Origin of the sequence: Nocardia otitidiscaviarum, assembly GCF_007362295.1 — a bacterium.
GTDB lineage: Bacteria > Actinomycetota > Actinomycetes > Mycobacteriales > Mycobacteriaceae > Nocardia > Nocardia otitidiscaviarum.
Window position 1 is genome coordinate 4,811,305 of record NZ_CP041695.1, and the last position, 16,054, is coordinate 4,827,358.

Annotated in this window: 14 protein-coding genes and 1 riboswitch; of the genes, 6 read left to right on the top strand and 8 right to left on the bottom strand. The window is 69.9% G+C overall.

The window, feature by feature from the left end:
- Positions 1 to 3: 3 nt before the first annotated feature.
- From rpmF to FOH10_RS21545, 3 genes are all read right to left on the bottom strand, one after another.
- Positions 4 to 186, bottom strand: coding sequence for a 50S ribosomal protein L32 (gene rpmF, locus FOH10_RS21535; RefSeq protein ID WP_029930080.1), 183 nt, complete (start codon positions 184 to 186; stop codon positions 4 to 6).
- Positions 187 to 188: 2 nt separating this feature from the next.
- Positions 189 to 818: a YceD family protein gene (locus FOH10_RS21540; protein WP_029930081.1), complete on the bottom strand. Its 630-nt coding sequence runs from the start codon at positions 816 to 818 to the stop codon at positions 189 to 191.
- 150 nt (positions 819 to 968) lie between these two features.
- Positions 969 to 1,715, bottom strand: a complete 747-nt coding sequence (locus tag FOH10_RS21545) for a DivIVA domain-containing protein (RefSeq protein WP_029930082.1) — start codon at positions 1,713 to 1,715, stop codon at positions 969 to 971.
- Between the two features lie 250 nt (positions 1,716 to 1,965).
- Here FOH10_RS21545 and FOH10_RS21550 point away from each other — a divergent pair, with 250 nt between their 5' ends.
- Both FOH10_RS21550 and FOH10_RS21555 read left to right on the top strand, forming a co-directional pair.
- The gene (locus FOH10_RS21550) at positions 1,966 to 2,481 is read left to right on the top strand and encodes a GtrA family protein (protein WP_143982094.1); all 516 of its coding nucleotides are present in this window, start codon (positions 1,966 to 1,968) and stop codon (positions 2,479 to 2,481) included.
- Positions 2,482 to 2,953: 472 nt separating this feature from the next.
- Positions 2,954 to 3,946 carry a hypothetical protein gene (locus tag FOH10_RS21555; protein WP_143982095.1) on the top strand — a complete coding sequence of 331 codons (993 nt, stop codon included), beginning with the start codon at positions 2,954 to 2,956 and terminating at the stop codon, positions 3,944 to 3,946.
- 76 nt (positions 3,947 to 4,022) lie between these two features.
- Here FOH10_RS21555 and coaD read toward each other — a convergent pair whose 3' ends face one another.
- From coaD to FOH10_RS21570, 3 genes are read right to left on the bottom strand one after another with little or no spacing between them, the layout of a single operon-like run.
- Positions 4,023 to 4,508 carry a pantetheine-phosphate adenylyltransferase gene (gene coaD / locus FOH10_RS21560; RefSeq protein ID WP_029930085.1) on the bottom strand — a complete coding sequence of 162 codons (486 nt, stop codon included), beginning with the start codon at positions 4,506 to 4,508 and terminating at the stop codon, positions 4,023 to 4,025.
- A gap of 23 nt (positions 4,509 to 4,531) precedes the next feature.
- Complete coding sequence (gene rsmD / locus FOH10_RS21565) at positions 4,532 to 5,098, bottom strand: 16S rRNA (guanine(966)-N(2))-methyltransferase RsmD (protein ID WP_143982096.1); 567 nt, start codon at positions 5,096 to 5,098, stop codon at positions 4,532 to 4,534.
- A complete protein-coding gene (locus FOH10_RS21570; protein WP_143982097.1) occupies positions 5,095 to 8,499 on the bottom strand; it encodes a pyruvate carboxylase in 3,405 nt (1,134 codons plus the stop codon). Before FOH10_RS21570 ends, rsmD begins: the two co-directional genes overlap by 4 nt.
- Before the next feature lie 197 nt (positions 8,500 to 8,696).
- A riboswitch (cobalamin riboswitch) is annotated at positions 8,697 to 8,905 on the top strand.
- A gap of 137 nt (positions 8,906 to 9,042) precedes the next feature.
- On the opposite strand from FOH10_RS21570, the gene metE reads away from it, so the two are divergent.
- Positions 9,043 to 11,307 carry a 5-methyltetrahydropteroyltriglutamate--homocysteine S-methyltransferase gene (gene metE, locus FOH10_RS21575; protein WP_186000550.1) on the top strand — a complete coding sequence of 755 codons (2,265 nt, stop codon included), beginning with the start codon at positions 9,043 to 9,045 and terminating at the stop codon, positions 11,305 to 11,307.
- 73 nt (positions 11,308 to 11,380) lie between these two features.
- Here the strand turns inward: metE and FOH10_RS21580 are convergent, their stop codons facing one another.
- Positions 11,381 to 12,196: an alpha/beta fold hydrolase gene (locus tag FOH10_RS21580; RefSeq protein WP_039816158.1), complete on the bottom strand. Its 816-nt coding sequence runs from the start codon at positions 12,194 to 12,196 to the stop codon at positions 11,381 to 11,383.
- 206 nt (positions 12,197 to 12,402) lie between these two features.
- Here FOH10_RS21580 and FOH10_RS21585 point away from each other — a divergent pair, with 206 nt between their 5' ends.
- The gene (locus FOH10_RS21585) at positions 12,403 to 13,341 is read left to right on the top strand and encodes a hypothetical protein (protein ID WP_143982098.1); all 939 of its coding nucleotides are present in this window, start codon (positions 12,403 to 12,405) and stop codon (positions 13,339 to 13,341) included.
- Here FOH10_RS21585 and yczE read toward each other — a convergent pair.
- Positions 13,338 to 13,997, bottom strand: a complete 660-nt coding sequence (yczE, locus tag FOH10_RS21590; RefSeq protein WP_039816160.1) for a membrane protein YczE — start codon at positions 13,995 to 13,997, stop codon at positions 13,338 to 13,340. The two genes, FOH10_RS21585 and yczE, sit on opposite strands and share 4 nt — an antisense overlap.
- A gap of 107 nt (positions 13,998 to 14,104) precedes the next feature.
- Here yczE and FOH10_RS21595 point away from each other — a divergent pair, with 107 nt between their 5' ends.
- Complete coding sequence (locus FOH10_RS21595) at positions 14,105 to 14,278, top strand: DUF1737 domain-containing protein (RefSeq protein ID WP_081872466.1); 174 nt, start codon at positions 14,105 to 14,107, stop codon at positions 14,276 to 14,278.
- Between the two features lie 260 nt (positions 14,279 to 14,538).
- Entirely contained in the window at positions 14,539 to 15,960 is a 1,422-nt protein-coding gene (locus FOH10_RS21600) for a short-chain fatty acyl-CoA regulator family protein (protein WP_039816161.1), read from the top strand.
- Positions 15,961 to 16,054 lie beyond the last annotated feature (94 nt).

The following is a 16,054-nucleotide window of genomic DNA, read 5'->3' on the forward strand; positions in this document are numbered from 1 at the left end:
GAATCAGACGGCAGCGGTGACCTGGCGGCCCTTGTAGGTGCCGCAGCTGGGGCACGCGATGTGCGGCAGGGTCTTCTCGCCGCAGGCCCGGTTCGGGCAGGTGATCAGGGTCGGCGCGGTGGCCTTCCACTGGCTCCGGCGCGAGTGGGTGTTGGCACGAGACATCCGGCGCTTCGGAACGGCCACGACTACTTCTCCTCTGAATCTGAATCGGCTGACTGGTTTGCCCCGGTGCCGTCGGCACCGTTCTGCACAGCAAGGCTCGCGAGCTTGGCCCAGCGAGGGTCAAGTATCTCATGGCCGTGTTCGGAACCCGCAATCGCCATCCGTACCCCGCATTCCGGGCACAGTCCCGGGCAGTCGGGTTCGCACAGCGGCTGCAACGGCAGTTCCAGGCCGACGGCGTCGATGACCACCGGTTCCAGGTCGATCAGGTCGTCGACCAGGCGGTGGATCTCGTCTTCCTCGGTGGTCTGCTCGGTCGCGCTGTCCGGGTAGGCGAACAGCTCGGTGAGCCGCAACTCGATCTCGTCGGTGAACGGTTCGAGGCAGCGCGAGCATTCGCCCTCGATCGGCGCGGAGACCGTGCCGGTGACCAGGACGCCTTCGGATACCGCCTGCAGGGTCAGATCCAGCTCGACCTGCGCACCGGCGGGAATGCCGACCATTTCGAGGCCGATCTTCGCGTCGGTGGTGACGGTGCGGCGCACCTGCTTCATCGATCCGGGAGCACGTCCGAGACTGCGCACGTCCAGCACGAAACCCGCGTCGGTCGCCTGACGACGGTGACGCGGATTGGAACCGGATTGGGCGGACATCACGAACTCACTCACGCTCGGTGTGGAATGGGCAACCACTCAACAATACGGGACGAGCCGGTCCGCGCCCAAATCCCATCCGGTGCCCACATCCCAGTCAGGCCCAGATCCCAGTCAGCGCCTAGATCTCGTTCAGCGCCCAGATCTCGTTCAGCGCCGGAAGTCCGCCGCGTAATCCGGAACGCTCGGCGCGGTACGCACCTGGGTGCGCCCCCTGCCGACCACGCGCAGCGCGTTGTTCAGCGTGTCCTCGAAGTCCGCGAGCTTGCCGTCGACGTACTGGTCGCATTCCTCGCGCAGGCGGTCCGCCTCCGCCTGGGCGGTGTCGATGAGTCGCGCGGATTCCGCGTGCGCGGCGCGCACCACCTCGGTCTGCGAGACCAGGCGTTCCTGCTCGGCCTTGCCGTCGGCGACCGAGCGGTCGTAGGACGCCTGTCCGGCCGCGGTCATCCGCTCGGCCTCGACGCGGGCGCGGCCGGTGACCGCCTCGAACTCGGCCTTGCCCTCGGCCACCGTGCGTTCGGCCTCCTGCTCCGCCGAGCTGACCAGGTGGTCGGCGTGCGCGCGGGCCTCGGCGACCATGCGGTCGGCGTGCGCCTTGGCGTCGGCCAGGATGCGGTCGGCCTCCTCGCGCGCGGAGGTGACCGTGTGATCGGCCTGCTGATTGGCGGTGGTGACGGTGGTGTCGGCGGCCGTGCGGGCATCGGTGACGATCTTGTCGCGGTGATCGAGCACGTCCTGGGCGTCATCGAGTTCGCCGGGCAGGGCCTCGCGCACGTCGTCGAGCAGTTCCAGCACTTCGCCTCTGGGCACGATGCAGTTGCGGGTGGGCGGAATCCCACGCGCCTCTTCGACGATGGCGACGAGCTCGTCGAGTGCTTCGAATACCCGGTACATACTGCTACCCCACTTCTCCTGCCGGACTCACGGCGACACTCTCCGCTTCTGGCCAGTGTGCCCCGAGGGGCGGCTGTCAACTGTGTGCGACTCCGGCGTGTCGGCCACTGTTTCCTAGCGCACAGAGTGTCTCGCAGGCCACAGATTAAAGTGGAGGAAAACCCTCCGGTTGATGCTACATTTATCTCCGACAGCGCAGTCGTACCTGGCCCACCGGCCCCGGGTTCGGCGAGTTCGATCGGAAGAGACAATGACCGTCCTGGATCTACCGCAGCGGGCCATCATCCCCGCCGGAGAAGTCCTCACCGTCTACACCGACGGCTACCTCGCCCTACGGCGTACCTGGGCGCACTGGATCGGACAGCTCGGCTCCTTCCTGCGCGGTGAGCACGCCTTCGCCCAGCTGATCCGGTTCGCACTGGTCGGCGGTCTCAGCAATATCGGCTACCTGCTGCTGTTCGTGGCGCTCTACGGCAGTGGAGCGCAACTGGCCAATCTGGCCGGGTCGGTGGTGAGCACGGCCATGGCGAACGAACTGCACCGCCGCCTCACCTTCCACGCCTCGGAACGGGTGCGCTGGCACACCGCACAGCTCGAGGGCGGCGCGCTGGCGCTGACCGGCCTGGCCATCACCGCCGGAGCCATCGCCCTGCTCGAATGGACGGCACCGCAACTGGGCGGCCCCGCCCAGGCCGCCGCGGTCCTCGGCATCACCGCCGGCGTCGGCACCCTGCGCTTCCTGACCCTGCGCCTCTGGGTGTTCTAGCGAACCGGCCGAGCCCGCTGCGATGCACGTACCTCGTGCAGGCCGCGAACGTCCCGGCACTGCGTACTGATCGGTGCCACAGCCGAGTATCCGTATGCCCGCGATACCCGGTCGGTGGCGGTAGCGGCAGCTTGCTCGCGGTGCGGGAAACAACTGGTCCGGAATCGGGGGAACCTCGGCGCGGTGTGGCGCGTCCAAGGAAGGCATAGCGGTTCGGAGCCGGTGCGGGCCGCTGCGGTTCCGCATCGCGTCGAGGTGTTGTCGGTTCGATTCAGCACCACGGTGGTTCGGCGACGGCGGAGCCACGTCGGTTCAGTGCGATTCCTCGGGAGGTTCGAGCCATGAAGCGTTACGTGGGAAGCCGGGTCGGGCGGCGCGGCGGTGGGGTGTCGGGAGCGCCTGCGCACCAGCGGGTTCCGGGGCGGCCTCGCGTGCACCCCGCGATCGTCCGTACTCTCCGCCGGCGTGGCGCATGAGCGCCGGGCCGGTGCATCGGCGGCCCGAGGTGCTGCTGGCGGGGGTCGATGACGACGAGATCCGGCGGCGGTGTGCGGGTGGAACGTGGCGGCGGGTGCGGCGCGGGGTGTACGCCGAGCAGGCGACGTACGCGGATCTCGGTGCGGCCGAACGACATCGGCTGCTGATCGAGGCGGCCGTGCCGGGACTGTCGGTGGCGGCGATCGTGAGCCACCAGTCGGCGGCGGTGCTGTACGGGGCCCCGGTTCCGACGGCGGAGCTGGGTCGGGTGTGCGTGACGCGCAATCGGCGCGGCGGCGGGCGGGTGCGGACCGACGTGCGGGTGCACTGCGCGCGGGTGGACCGGGTGGTGGAGTGGGGCGGGCTGGTGGTGACCACGCCCGCGCGCACCATCGTCGATCTCGCGCGCACGCTGCCGTTCGAGGCCGCGGTGGTGGCCGGAGACGCCATCGCCCGCCGGTTCGGGGTCAGCGCCCTCGATCTGGAGGAGGAACTCGGGACGGCCAAGCGCCGCCACGGCTGCACCCAGGCGCACCGGGTGGCGGAATTCCTGGACCCGCACAGCGCCAGCATCGGCGAATCCCGCAGCCGCGTCCTGTTCCGACACCTCGGCCTCCCGGTCCCGTACTCCCGCGGCGAGGTCTTCACCACCGGCGGCCGCCTGGTCGACCACGTCGACTTCTACTTCCCCGACACCGGCGTCATCGGCCTCTTCGACCAGCACCGCCCGCCCCGACGCGCACCCACATCCGCCGCTACGAACACGGGTATGACGCGCCCGGGGACGACCGACGCGGCGGCGAGCCGAGCGGCCATGCGCCGCGAGGAATCCCTGCGCGCCTTGGGCTTCCACGTCGTCCGCTGGTCCGCCGCCGAACTCCCCTCCCCCGAGATCGGCGCCCGAGTCCGCGCCGCCCTCACCCGCGCAGGCTACATCCACCAGGCAGCCCTCCCCACCCCACAACCCCTCACCATCCGCGCGCTATAGCGCCGGGAACACCACCCGCACCGGCGCATCCGCGACTGCGCCACCGCGCCCGTGCCGTGGAGCACGGGCGCCGGGCTCACTTGCGGCGTTCGGCGATGCGGGCCAGGAGGCGCTTGTGGACCGGTTCGGGGAGGAGGTCGGAGATGTCGCCGCCCAGGGTGGCGACCTCCTTGGTGAGGGAGCTGGAGATGAAACCGTGCTGGGGGTTGGTGGCGATGAAGTAGGTGTCGACGCCGGTGAGTTTGCGGTTCATCTGGGCCATCTGCATTTCGTAGCCGAAGTCGGTGGCGTCGCGCAGGCCCTTCACGATGGCGGTGATGCCCTGCTGCTTGGCGAAGTCGACGAGCAGACCCTGCCAGCGCTCCACCCGCACGTTCGGCAGGTGGGCGGTGACCTCGCGGATCATCTCGATGCGCTCGTCGACGGTGAACATCCCCTGCTTGTTCGGATTCACCACCACCGTCACCACGACCTCGTCGAACTGCGCGGCCGCGCGGGTGATCACATCGAGATGTCCGTTGTGCACCGGGTCGAAGGAGCCCGGGCAGATTGCTCCAGCCATGGGCCGACGCTAGCAGGCGCTGCTCACGACCCTGCCTCGTACTCCGCCAGGTCGATCCGGGTCTCCCCGTAGGTGCGGGACTTCAGCGGGTAATACCCTGCGGGCCAAGCGAGTTCCGGTGAGCGGCTGGAACGTTCCACCACCACGAGCGCACCGTCGACCAGCCATCCGTTGGCGGCGAGCAGACCGAGATCGGCGATCACCCCGGTGACGTCCAGGGCGTACGGCGGATCCGAGAACACCAGGTCGTACGGCCCGTCGGCGGGCGGCGACGCCAGCACCGCGGCCACACTGCCCTGCCGCAGTTCGGCCCCGGGCAGTCCGAGATCACCGATATTGCCTCGAATCACCGTGGCGGCCTTGCGATCCGATTCCACCAGCAGCGCCCGCGCGGCTCCGCGCGACAGCGCCTCCAACCCCAGCGCCCCGGAGCCCGCGTACAGGTCCGCGACGCGTATCCCGTCGAAGTCCAGCCGCGCGGCGAGCACGCTGAACAGCGCCTCACGCACCCGATCGGAGGTGGGCCGGGTCCCGGCGGGCGGCACCCGCAGCCGCCGCCCGCCCGCACTGCCCGCGACGATGCGCGTCACTCCGCCGCGGCCTCGTTGAGGCTCAGCTCGATCAGCAGATCGCCGCCCTCCACCTGCTGCACCTTGCCGATGGCGACGCGCTTGACCGTGCCGCCGCGCGGCGCGGTGATGGCGGCCTCCATCTTCATGGCCTCGATGGTGCCGATGGTGTCGCCGGGGCCGACGGTGTCGCCGTCGCCGACCGACAGCGTGACCACACCCGCGAACGGGGCCGCGATATGTCCGGCATTGGTCTTGTCGGCCTTCTCGGCGGCGGGGACCTCACTGGCGATCGAGCGGTCGCGCACCATGATCGGCCGCAGCTGACCGTTGAGAATGCACATCACGGTGCGCATACCGCGCTCGTCGGGTTCGGAGATGGCCTCCAGGCCGATGAGCAGGGTGACACCCTTCTCCAACTGGACGCGGTGTTCCTCGTCGTGGCGCAGACCGTAGAAGAACTGGTTGGCCGACAGCCCCGAGGTGTCGCCGTACTTCTCGCGGTGGGCCAGGAATTCGGCGGTGGGTCCGGGGAACAGCAGCCGGTTCAGGGTGGCGCGCCGCTGCTCCGAGGTCCCGTTCAACCCGGCCTCGTCCTCGGCGGTGAGCTGGGTTTCCGGCTTGGCCGAGCCGCGTCCGGCCAGCGCGCGCGAGCGGAACGGCTCCGGCCAGCCACCGGCCGGTGTGCCCAATTCCCCACGCAGGAAACCGATCACCGAATCGGGAATGTCGTAGCGGCCGGGGTCGGCGGCGAATTCGTCCACGTCCACGCCGGTGCCGACCAGCGCCAGCGCGAGGTCGCCGACCACCTTGGACGACGGGGTGACCTTGACCAGGCGGCCCAGCATCCGGTCGGCGGCAGCGTATTTGGCCTCCACCTCCTCGAACTGGTCGCCCAGCCCCAAGGCGATGGCCTGCTGCCGCAGATTCGACAGCTGCCCGCCCGGGATCTCGTGGTGGTACACGCGCCCGGTCGGCCCCGGCAGCCCGGATTCGAAGGGCGCGTACACCTTTCGCAGCGCCTCCCAGTACGGCTCCAGATCGCACACGTGCTGGAGGTTCAGCCCGGTGTCGTGCGGTGAGTTCGCCGCCGCCGCGACGATGGCCGACAGCGCGGGCTGGGACGTGGTGCCCGCCATCGGGGCCGAGGCGCCGTCGACGGCGTCCGCACCCGCCTGCCAGGCGGCCAGATAGGTGGCCAGCTGACCGCCCGGGGTGTCGTGGGTGTGCACGTGCACGGGCAGCTCGAACTCCCGGCGCAATGCCGTGACCAGCGTCGCCGCCGCCGGAGCCCGCAGCAGACCCGCCATGTCCTTGATGGCGATGACATGCGCCCCGGCGTCGACGATCTCCTCGGCGAGCTTGAGGTAGTAGTCGAGCGTGTAGAGGTTCTCGTCCGGATTCGACAGGTCGCCGGTGTAGCTCATGGCGACTTCGGCGATGGCCGTTCCGGTTTCGCGCACGGCGTCGATGGCGGGCCGCATCTGGTCCACGTTGTTGAGCGCGTCGAAGATGCGGAAGATGTCGATGCCGGTCGCGGTGGCCTCGGAAACGAAAGCGCGCGTGACCTTTTCCGGGTACGGGGTGTAGCCGACGGTATTGCGCCCGCGCAGCAGCATCTGCAGGTTGATATTCGGAATCGCCTCGCGCAGCGCGGCCAGGCGCTCCCACGGGTCCTCGTAGAGGAACCGCAGCGCGACGTCATAGGTCGCACCGCCCCAGCATTCGATGGACAGCAGTTCCGGCGTCATCCGCGCCACATGCCCGGCCACGTCCAGCAGCCCGTTGGTGCGCACCCGGGTGGCCAGCAGCGACTGGTGCGCGTCGCGGAAGGTGGTGTCGGTGACCGCGACGCCGGGCCGCTCCCGCAGCCAGCGCGCGAATCCCTCCGGCCCGAGTTCCAGCAGCCGCTGCCGGGACCCCGCGGGCGGCGGCACCGTCATATCCAGCGCGGGCAGCTTGTCGTGCGGATACACCGTGGTCGTGCGCTGCCCGTGCGGCTTGTTCACGGTGACGTCGGCCAGATACCGCAGGATCTTGGTGCCGCGGTCGGCCGAGGAACGCTGGGTGAGCAGTTCCGGCCGCTGGTCGATGAACGAGGTGGTGACCCGTCCGGCCCGGAACTCCGGATCGTCGAGCACCGCCATCAGGAACGGGATATTGGTCGTGACGCCGCGAATGCGGAACTCGGCCACCGCCCGGCGGGCGCGCGCCACCGCGGTGGCGAAGTCACGGCCGCGGCAGGTGAGTTTGACCAGCATGGAGTCGAAGTACGCGCCGACCTCGGCGCCCACGTTCGCGCCGCCGTCCAGCCGCACGCCCGCCCCGCCCGGCGACCGGTAGCCGGTGATGCGGCCGGTGTCGGGCCGGAACCCGTTGGCCGGATCCTCGGTGGTGATGCGGCACTGCAGTGCCGCGCCCCGGATCGTGATCGACTCCTGCCGCAGCCCCAGATCCGCCAGGGACTCCCCGGCGGCGATGCGCAGCTGCGCCTGCACCAGGTCCACATCGGTGATCTCCTCGGTCACCGTGTGCTCGACCTGGATGCGCGGGTTCATCTCGATGAACACGTGCCGGCCGCGCTCGTCGAGCAGGAACTCCACCGTGCCCGCGCAGCTGTAGCCGATCTGGCGGGCGAAGGCCACCGCGTCGGCGCAGATCCGGTCGCGCACGGCCGGATCCAGATTCGGGGCGGGCGCGAGTTCGATCACCTTCTGATGCCGCCGTTGCAGCGAGCAGTCGCGTTCGTAGAGGTGGATCACGTCGCCGTGCGAGTCGGCGAGGATCTGCACCTCGATGTGGCGGGGGTTGACCACCGCCTGCTCCAGGAACACCGTCGCGTCACCGAAGGCGGATTCGGCCTCGCGCATGGCCGCCTCCACCGCCTCGCGCAGTAGGGCGCGGTCGTCGACCTTGCGCATACCGCGGCCGCCGCCACCGGCCACGGCCTTGACGAACACGGGGAAGTCCATGGTCTCGGCGGCCGCCAGCAGCTCGTCCACGTCGGCGGAGGGTGCGCTGGAGGTCAGCACCGGCAGCCCGGCGGCCTTGGCCGCGGCGATCGCGCGGGCCTTGTTCCCGGTCAGCTCCAACACCTGCGCGGACGGGCCGATGAAGGTGATCCCCTCGCGGGCGCACGCCGCCGCGAGGTCGGGATTCTCGGAAAGAAAACCGTAACCGGGGTAGACCGCGTCGGCGCCCGAGGTCTTCGCAGCCTCGAGAATTTCCTCGATCGACAGGTACGCGCGTACCGGATGTCCGGGCGTGCCGATCTGATACGCCTCGTCCGCCTTCAGCCGGTGGACCGAATTGCGGTCCTCATGGGGAAAGACGGCGACCGTGCCGATGCCGAGTTCGTATGCCGCGCGGAAGGCGCGAATGGCGATCTCGCCGCGGTTGGCGACCAGGACTTTGGAGAACATCCGCCTAAGGTACCTGCTCCCCGGACACCCTTCGGTCACGATGTCGGGTTCGCAGGAATCTTCACAACCGACGTTAGCCAGGTTGCGAAGATGTGTTCATCCGGACGATACACACCGGCCCGGCTCCGGCCCCGTCGCCGGAGCCGCCGGCGCGGCGATATGCTCGGCAGCGCAATCGGTTCGCCGGACGGGAGCCCCCAGTCGGCGTCGAAACCGGAAGCTCACCACGGGTGAGTTCTTCCGGTGAGAGGGAACCCGGTGAGAATCCGGGACTGTCCCGCAGCGGTAAACGGGAACGACCGCCGTACCACGCACTGGGTGCCACACCTGGGAAGCGACGGCCAGTAGGTCGGCCATTCGGCCGGAGCCCGTGAGTCCGAAGACCTGCCGACTGTGCCGGGTACGCCGTACCCGGCGGCCTCCGCCTCGTGGATTGGGCGATGGACCGCATGTGCGTATTCGCATGCCGTTCGGTGTGCGCGTGGCACGGCTGTTCGCGCCCGCGGTGGTGGCCAGTGGCTCTGGAACACTGGAGAAATATCCGTGACCAATACACCGACCTCCTTCACCGCCACGGTGCTCGGCATTCCGCGCATCGGGCCGAATCGGGAGTTGAAGAAGGCGACCGAGTCCTACTGGGCCGGGCGCATCGACGCCGACGCGCTGCACGCCGTCGGGCGGAGGCTGCGGGACTCGCAGCTGACCGCGCTGCACGCCGCGGGACTGGATTCGATCCCGGTCGGCACCTTCTCCTACTACGACCAGATGTTGGACACCGCGGTCCTGCTCGGCGCGCTGCCGCCGCGGGTGGCCGAGATCGCCGATCCGCTGGACCGCTATTTCGCGGCGGCGCGCGGCACCGACGCGGTCGCGCCGTTGGAGATGACCAAGTGGTTCGACACCAACTACCACTATCTGGTCCCGGAGATCGGCCCGGAGACCCGCTTCGCCCTGCACCCGGACAAACTGCTGGGTGAGCTGGCCGAGGCGCGGGAACTCGGCATTCCCGCACGGCCGGTGGTCATCGGTCCGCTGACCTTCCTGAAACTGGCCAAGGGTGTGGGCGCGGAACCGCTGTCGCGCCTGACCGAACTGCTGCCGCTGTACCGCGACCTGCTGAGCCGCCTGGCCGCCGCGGGTGCGGAGTGGGTGCAGATCGACGAACCGGTGCTGGTGACCGATCTCACCGCCGATGAACTCGCCCTGGTCGGCACCGTCTACAGCGACCTCGCGTCCGCGACCGACCGCCCGGCCGTCCTGGTCGCCACCTACTTCGGGCATCCGGACGCCGCACTGCCGGTGCTGGCCTCCACCCCGGTCGAGGCGATCGCCCTGGATTTCACCGCCGGGACCACCGTCGAGGACGTGGCCGCGGTGCGGCCGCTGCGCGACAAGCTCGTGGTGGCCGGTGTTGTCGACGGACGCAATATCTGGCGCACCGATCCCGACCGGGCGCTGTCCACCCTCGCCACCCTGCTCGGCAGTACCGGCGCGCTGGTGGTGTCGACCTCCTGCTCGCTGCTGCACGTGCCGTACACGCTGACGGCGGAGCCCGGACTCGACGAGGCGCTGCGTTCCTGGCTCGCGTTCGGTGACGAGAAGGTCGCCGAGGTGCGGATGCTGGCCACCGCCCTGCACCGGGGCACCGACGAGGTCGCCGCCGAATTGGCTTCCGCCCGTGCGGCGTTGGCGAATCGGGCCGCCGACCCGCGGCTGCGCAACGACACCGTGCGGGCGCGGCTGGCGGCACTGGGAGCCGAGGCGACCCGGCGCGCGCCGGCGGCGGATCGAGCCGCGCTGCAACGGGATCGGCTGAACCTGCCACTGCTGCCGACCACCACCATCGGCTCGTTCCCGCAGACGCCGGAGATCCGCAAGGCACGCGCCGCGTACACCAGGGGCGATCTCACCGCCGAGCAGTACACCGAGCGCATGCGCGCCGAGGTCGCGGACGTCATCGCGCTGCAGGAGCGGCTGGGCCTGGATGTGCTGGTGCACGGCGAGCCCGAGCGCAACGACATGGTGCAGTACTTCGCCGAGCAGCTCGACGGCTTCGCCGCCACCGCCAACGGCTGGGTGCAGTCCTACGGCACCCGCTGCGTGCGTCCGCCCATCCTGTTCGGCGACGTGGCCCGGCCCGCGCCGATGACGGTGGAATGGATCGAGTACGCGCAGTCGCTCACCGACAAGCCGGTGAAGGGCATGCTCACCGGTCCGGTGACCATTCTGGCGTGGTCGTTCGTGCGCGACGACCAGCCGCTGGCCGATTCGGCGCGGCAGGTGGCGCTGGCGATTCGCGAGGAGACGGTGGACCTGCAGGCCGCCGGCATCCGCGTCATCCAGGTGGACGAACCGGCGCTGCGGGAGCTGCTGCCGCTGCGGGCCGAGGTCAAACCGGAGTACCTGGAATGGTCGGTGGCCGCGTTCCGGCTGGCCACCTCCGGGGTCTCCGACGCGACCCAGATCCACACGCATCTGTGCTATTCGGAATTCGGTGAGGTGATCGACGCGATCGCCGCCCTGGACGCCGACGTCACCTCCATCGAGGCGGCCCGCTCGCATATGGAGGTGCTCGACGACCTCAATGCGGCCGGTTTCGCGCTGGGCATCGGTCCCGGCGTGTACGACATCCACTCCCCGCGCGTACCCAGCGTGGCGGAGATCGAGCGTTCGCTGCGGGCCGCGCTGCAAGCCGTGCCCGCCGAACGGCTCTGGGTGAATCCGGACTGCGGGCTGAAGACCCGCGGTCCGGTCGAGGTGGAGGCCGCGCTGCGCAATATGCGCGCGGCCGCGGATGCCGTGCGCTGAGCCCGCGTGGCCCGGGCATCACCGCGCCCGGAGTAGCGGAGGTCCGCGGCCGATGGCCGCGGACCTTCCCGCCTCAGTCCGTGAGGAAGTCCACCACGTCGGCGACCAGCCGCGGGTCCTTGATAGCGCCCATGTGCGAGGCGCCGGGATACACCCGCGCGCGAGCGCCCGGAATGCCCGCGGCGGTGAACTCCAGGTTCCGCACCGGGTAGGCCGCGTCCTTGTCACCGCCGAGCACGAGGGTGGGCGCGCTGATCTCACCCAGCCGGTCGGTGAGGTCGAAGGCGTCCTCGGCGCGGATGAACGCGGCGGTGGCGGCGGGGTCGTGCGGCCGCGCCAGCGGGTCGAGCAGCCACGCCGCCGCGGCCACCAGGCGCGCGGCCACGGGGTTCTGGATGGTTTCGCCCGCGATGTGGTGCATCCCGCGCCGCCCGGACTCGACGGCCCGCGCGTAGTTCAGCTGCGCCTCCCGCACGTGCGGTTCCAGCCGGTAGCCGGAGGAGACGACCACCAGTCGGCGCACCGCCTCCGGATGGTCGGCGGCCAGTTGCAGTGCGACCGAACCGCCGGAGCTGACGCCGATCACATCCACGGGTTCACCGAATTCCTTGTGCAGCGCCTCGGCGTGCTGGTCGGCGATATCGGCCATGGTGGTGCCCGCCGGAGTGCCGGGCGCCCGGTTCACCGCGTAGACGCGGAAGTGCCGGGCGAGCGGACTCAACGTCTTGATCTCCGAGGTCCGCATCCAGCCGGTCGGATTGGCATGGTCGGGGGTGAACCAGCGCAGGAATACCAGCGGCCGACCGGAACCCAGCGCGAGATAGGGCAGGTTGTGCGCGAGCGCCCCCTCGGTGACGTCTAGTCGCGCCGATGGGCCGGGTTTCGCCATGGTGTCCTCCGTATGCCGAGCCGGACCCTATTGTCCGTCGGATCCCAGCCTGCCGCAGCACAAACGCGACCGTCCAAGACGTATCACTGCTGGCGGCCAGAACTGCGCCTGCTGCGCTCGACCACGCGACCGGATGCACACGAGCACCGCCACCCTTCGGCCGCACCGCAGCGACCCATCGCCCCCATCGCGCCTACGGTGGGTCGATGCACCCCCGCAGAGTCCTGGCGCTGGCGCTGACGTTCGCGATTCTCTTGGCCGTCAACACGTATTCGGGTCTGGCGCTGTACGCGTTCACGGCGGGACCACGGGCGGAGGCCGTCGTGGTGGACTGTTCCGGCGGGAAGAACATCCGCTGCTGGGGGCGGTGGACACGGCCGGACGGCAGCACCGGCGGCGGCACGATCAGTGGCGCCAACACCTTCGACCGAGGCGGCACGGTCGGCGTCCGCATCGCACCGGTCACCGGTGCGTACAAGGACACCGCCGCGGTGCTGTGGATCCGGCTGAGCTGGGCGGTTCTGGCCGACCTGGCGACCCTGGCGGCGTGGACCGTGGTCGCGGTCGTCGCCGCGCGCAGTCGCCGAAAGGCGGTGGCGCTGACGGCCGCGGCCGAGTCGGACGCGGACGCCTGGCGGGCCCGCGGGCTCGACATCGTCGACCGCGCCGGGAATTCGGTGTGGCTCGGCCACCGGTCCGGGCGCACCCTGCACACCCTGGCGACTCCGGACGGCGCGGTGAGGTTCGGCGTGCGCGGCGGCGACGGTGTCCTCTGCGTCGACGACCACCGCGGCACCCCGGTGGGGCGGATCGACGCCGATCGGAGCGACCCCGCGCGGCTGGCCTACCTCGTCCGCGACGGTGCGGCCGCACCGCTGGCCGCCATCACCTGCACCCGCAGGCGTGATTCGGCCTGGGCGGTCTCGCGTGCCGACGGGACCGCGTACGCCCGATTCGTCGTCACCGTCGGGGAGCGCCGCCTGGTGTTCGAGCCGGGTGCGCCCGCGGCGCTGCGGCCGCTGCTGGCGGCGTTCCTGCTCGACTGCGACCGAATGCTCCACACGGGCGGGTCCGGGCCGGTGTCCGTGTCCGACCTGCGCCGCCGCCATGCCACCGAGCTGTCCCGGAAGTCCCGGAATGCCTAGGGATTTCCCACCCCGGCCGGCACACCGGCGGCGGGCGACGGCTGTTCCGGCGCGGCGCTGTCCGGATCACGGAAGCCCGGCAGCCAGTCGTCCACGAACGGGATCATCAGTTGGATGAGCGGGCCGATTCCGAAGGCGTAGACCAGGGTTCCGATGCCCACGCTGCCGCCGAGCAGCCAGCCGGTGGCCAGCACGGTGGCCTCGATGCCGGTGCGGATCATCCAGACCGGTCGACCGGTGCGGCGTACCAGTCCGGTCATCAGGCCGTCCCGCGGTCCGGGGCCCATGCCCGCACCGATGTAGAGCACCGTCGCGACGGCGTTGACCACGACCGCGATCCCCATGGCGGCGATCCGCCAGCCCAGCCCGTGTACCTGCGGCAACAGCCACAACCCGGCGTCCACGGCCACCGCGATGACCACCACATTGCTCACCGTGCCCAGACCTGGCCGCTGCCGCAGGGGAATCCAGGCCAGCAGCACCGCCACCCCGGTCACGGCGACCACCGCGCCGAAGCTGATCGGCACCCGCAGGTCCACGCCCTGATGGAACACATCCCACGGATCCAAACCCAGCCCGGCTCGAATCATGACGGCCATCGACAGCCCGTAGAGCACCAATCCGACATAGAGCGCGATCAACCGTCGAAGCAACATTCGACCAATATGTCGACAACTGGTCTGCGAATACAGAGCCAGTCAGCAATAACTGGCCCGAACACACTCGATCACGCCTGGGCGACCGGCCTCCTAGGATCGGTGTCATGACCGCGAATGCGCCGCTGCGCTACCGACTCATCACCGGTCCCGACGACGCGACCTTCTGCGCACGGGTGAGCGCGCTGCTGGACGAGGGCTACCGGCTGCACGGCTCGCCGTCGGTGACCCACGACGGCGCCACGGTGATCGCCGCGCAGGCGCTCGTACTCGACCGCTGAGCGGGTCGGTGCCGCGGGCCGGCAGCGACCTCGGCAAACGTTCCCGCTCGAGATTCCTGCCGCGGAAACGCCTCGGCGACGGCGAGAACACGTACTATATGGGTCTTCATGTGTTTTGCTCATAAATGGAGCGACGGTTCTTTCTTCGCACGCTACGCACTCTCCGCGTGGCGCGAAAATACCTTGCAGTAGCAGATTTCCGGCTACGAACCCGCGCGAAATTGCGATGATTGCGAAGTCATCTGGGTAGAGTTCCACGCGTGCGCAAGATGTATGCGGGTGCCCGACTACGGCGGTTGCGCGAGGAACGGCGGATGACCCAGGCCGCGCTGGCGAAGTCCCTGGATCTGTCCCCCAGCTACCTCAACCAGCTGGAGCGCGATCAGCGACCCCTCACGATTCCCGTGCTGCTGAAACTGAATTCGACCTTCGACCTAGATGTGCAGTTCTTCGCCGCGGACTCCGATGCCCGGCTGGTGTCGGATCTGCACGAGGTGCTCGTCGAGGCCAGCGGCGGCAACTCCGCGCCGGTCGCCGAGGTCGAAGACCTGGCCACCCGATTACCCGAGGTCGCCAAGATCATCGTCGCCATGCACCGGCGGCTACGGGCCGCCACCGACCAACTGGATCTGCTGTCCTCCAAGGTGGCCGCACCCACCGGCGCGCCCGGCGTGCCCATGCCCTACGAGGATGTGCGGGACTTCTTCTACGACCACCACAATCACATCGCCCACCTGGATCTGGCCGCCGAGCGGCTGTTCGAGGAATGCGGGCTCACCATCGGCTCACTGGACCGGCAGCTGGCGCGGGTGGCCGAGGAACGCGCGGGTGTGACCGTCCTGGTGCGCGGCGACGGCGCCGACCCGAATATCCCGAAGCGCCACTACGACACGGAAACCCGAACTCTCACCCTGGCGCGGCGGCTACGCCCCGGACAGCGCGCCTTCCAGATCGCCACCACCCTCGCCTTCCTGCTCTACGGCCAGCTCCTCGACGAGGTGCTCGACGAAACCCCGTCGCTGGCGGGCGAATCCCGCGCGCTGGCCCGCATCGGACTGGCCAACTACTTCGCCGGGGCGCTCGTTCTCCCGTACGGGAAGTTCCTGCGCAGCGCCGAGGAACTGCGCTACGACATCGACCTGCTCGCCCTGCGCTTCGAGGTCGGCTTCGAGACGGTCTGTCATCGGCTGAGCACACTGCAGCGGCAGGGACATCGCGGGGTGCCGTTCTTCCTCATCCGCACCGACCGCGCCGGGAACATCTCGAAACGCCAGTCCGCCACCGCATTCCACTTCTCCCGGGTGGGCGGCAGCTGTCCGCTGTGGGTGGTCTACGAGGCGTTCGCCAATCCGGGCCGCACCCTCACCCAGGTGGCGTCCATGCCCGACGGCCGCCGCTACCTGTGGATCGCGCGCACCACCAATCCCGCCCCGCACGGATTCGGCACCGGCCCCAAGGAATTCGCGATCGGCCTCGGCTGCGATCTGGAGTACGCGGACCGCCTGGTGTACTCCCAGGGACTGCAACTCGACGACCCCGCCGCCGCGGTGCCCATCGGCGCGGGCTGCAAGGTCTGTGAACGCCCCGACTGCCCGCAACGCGCCTTCCCGCAGATCGGACGCCCCCTGGCGGTCAGTGAAACCACCTGCACCGACCTGCCCTACCCGCGCCTGCCGCGCTGAGCGCGACCGAACCACCCGACGTCCGCGTACCGGATGCGGCGGGCGCGAGAATTGGCGGGCGGGCCGGCGGCGGGAGGTACGCGGTGCGAGCGCC

What these genes read in the sequence shown, in the direction of transcription:
- FOH10_RS21595 (WP_081872466.1), top strand. Translation starts at nt 14,105, where the DNA reads ATGACCGCGAATGCGCCGCTGCGCTACCGACTCATCACCGGTCCCGAC.
- coaD (WP_029930085.1), bottom strand. Translation starts at nt 4,508, where the DNA reads ATGGCTGGAGCAATCTGCCCGGGCTCCTTCGACCCGGTGCACAACGGA.
- FOH10_RS21570 (WP_143982097.1), bottom strand. Translation starts at nt 8,499, where the DNA reads ATGTTCTCCAAAGTCCTGGTCGCCAACCGCGGCGAGATCGCCATTCGC.
- FOH10_RS21545 (WP_029930082.1), bottom strand. Translation starts at nt 1,715, where the DNA reads ATGTACCGGGTATTCGAAGCACTCGACGAGCTCGTCGCCATCGTCGAA.
- FOH10_RS21540 (WP_029930081.1), bottom strand. Translation starts at nt 818, where the DNA reads ATGTCCGCCCAATCCGGTTCCAATCCGCGTCACCGTCGTCAGGCGACC.
- FOH10_RS21550 (WP_143982094.1), top strand. Translation starts at nt 1,966, where the DNA reads ATGACCGTCCTGGATCTACCGCAGCGGGCCATCATCCCCGCCGGAGAA.
- yczE (WP_039816160.1), bottom strand. Translation starts at nt 13,997, where the DNA reads ATGTTGCTTCGACGGTTGATCGCGCTCTATGTCGGATTGGTGCTCTAC.
- FOH10_RS21580 (WP_039816158.1), bottom strand. Translation starts at nt 12,196, where the DNA reads ATGGCGAAACCCGGCCCATCGGCGCGACTAGACGTCACCGAGGGGGCG.
- FOH10_RS21555 (WP_143982095.1), top strand. Translation starts at nt 2,954, where the DNA reads ATGAGCGCCGGGCCGGTGCATCGGCGGCCCGAGGTGCTGCTGGCGGGG.
- FOH10_RS21585 (WP_143982098.1), top strand. Translation starts at nt 12,403, where the DNA reads ATGCACCCCCGCAGAGTCCTGGCGCTGGCGCTGACGTTCGCGATTCTC.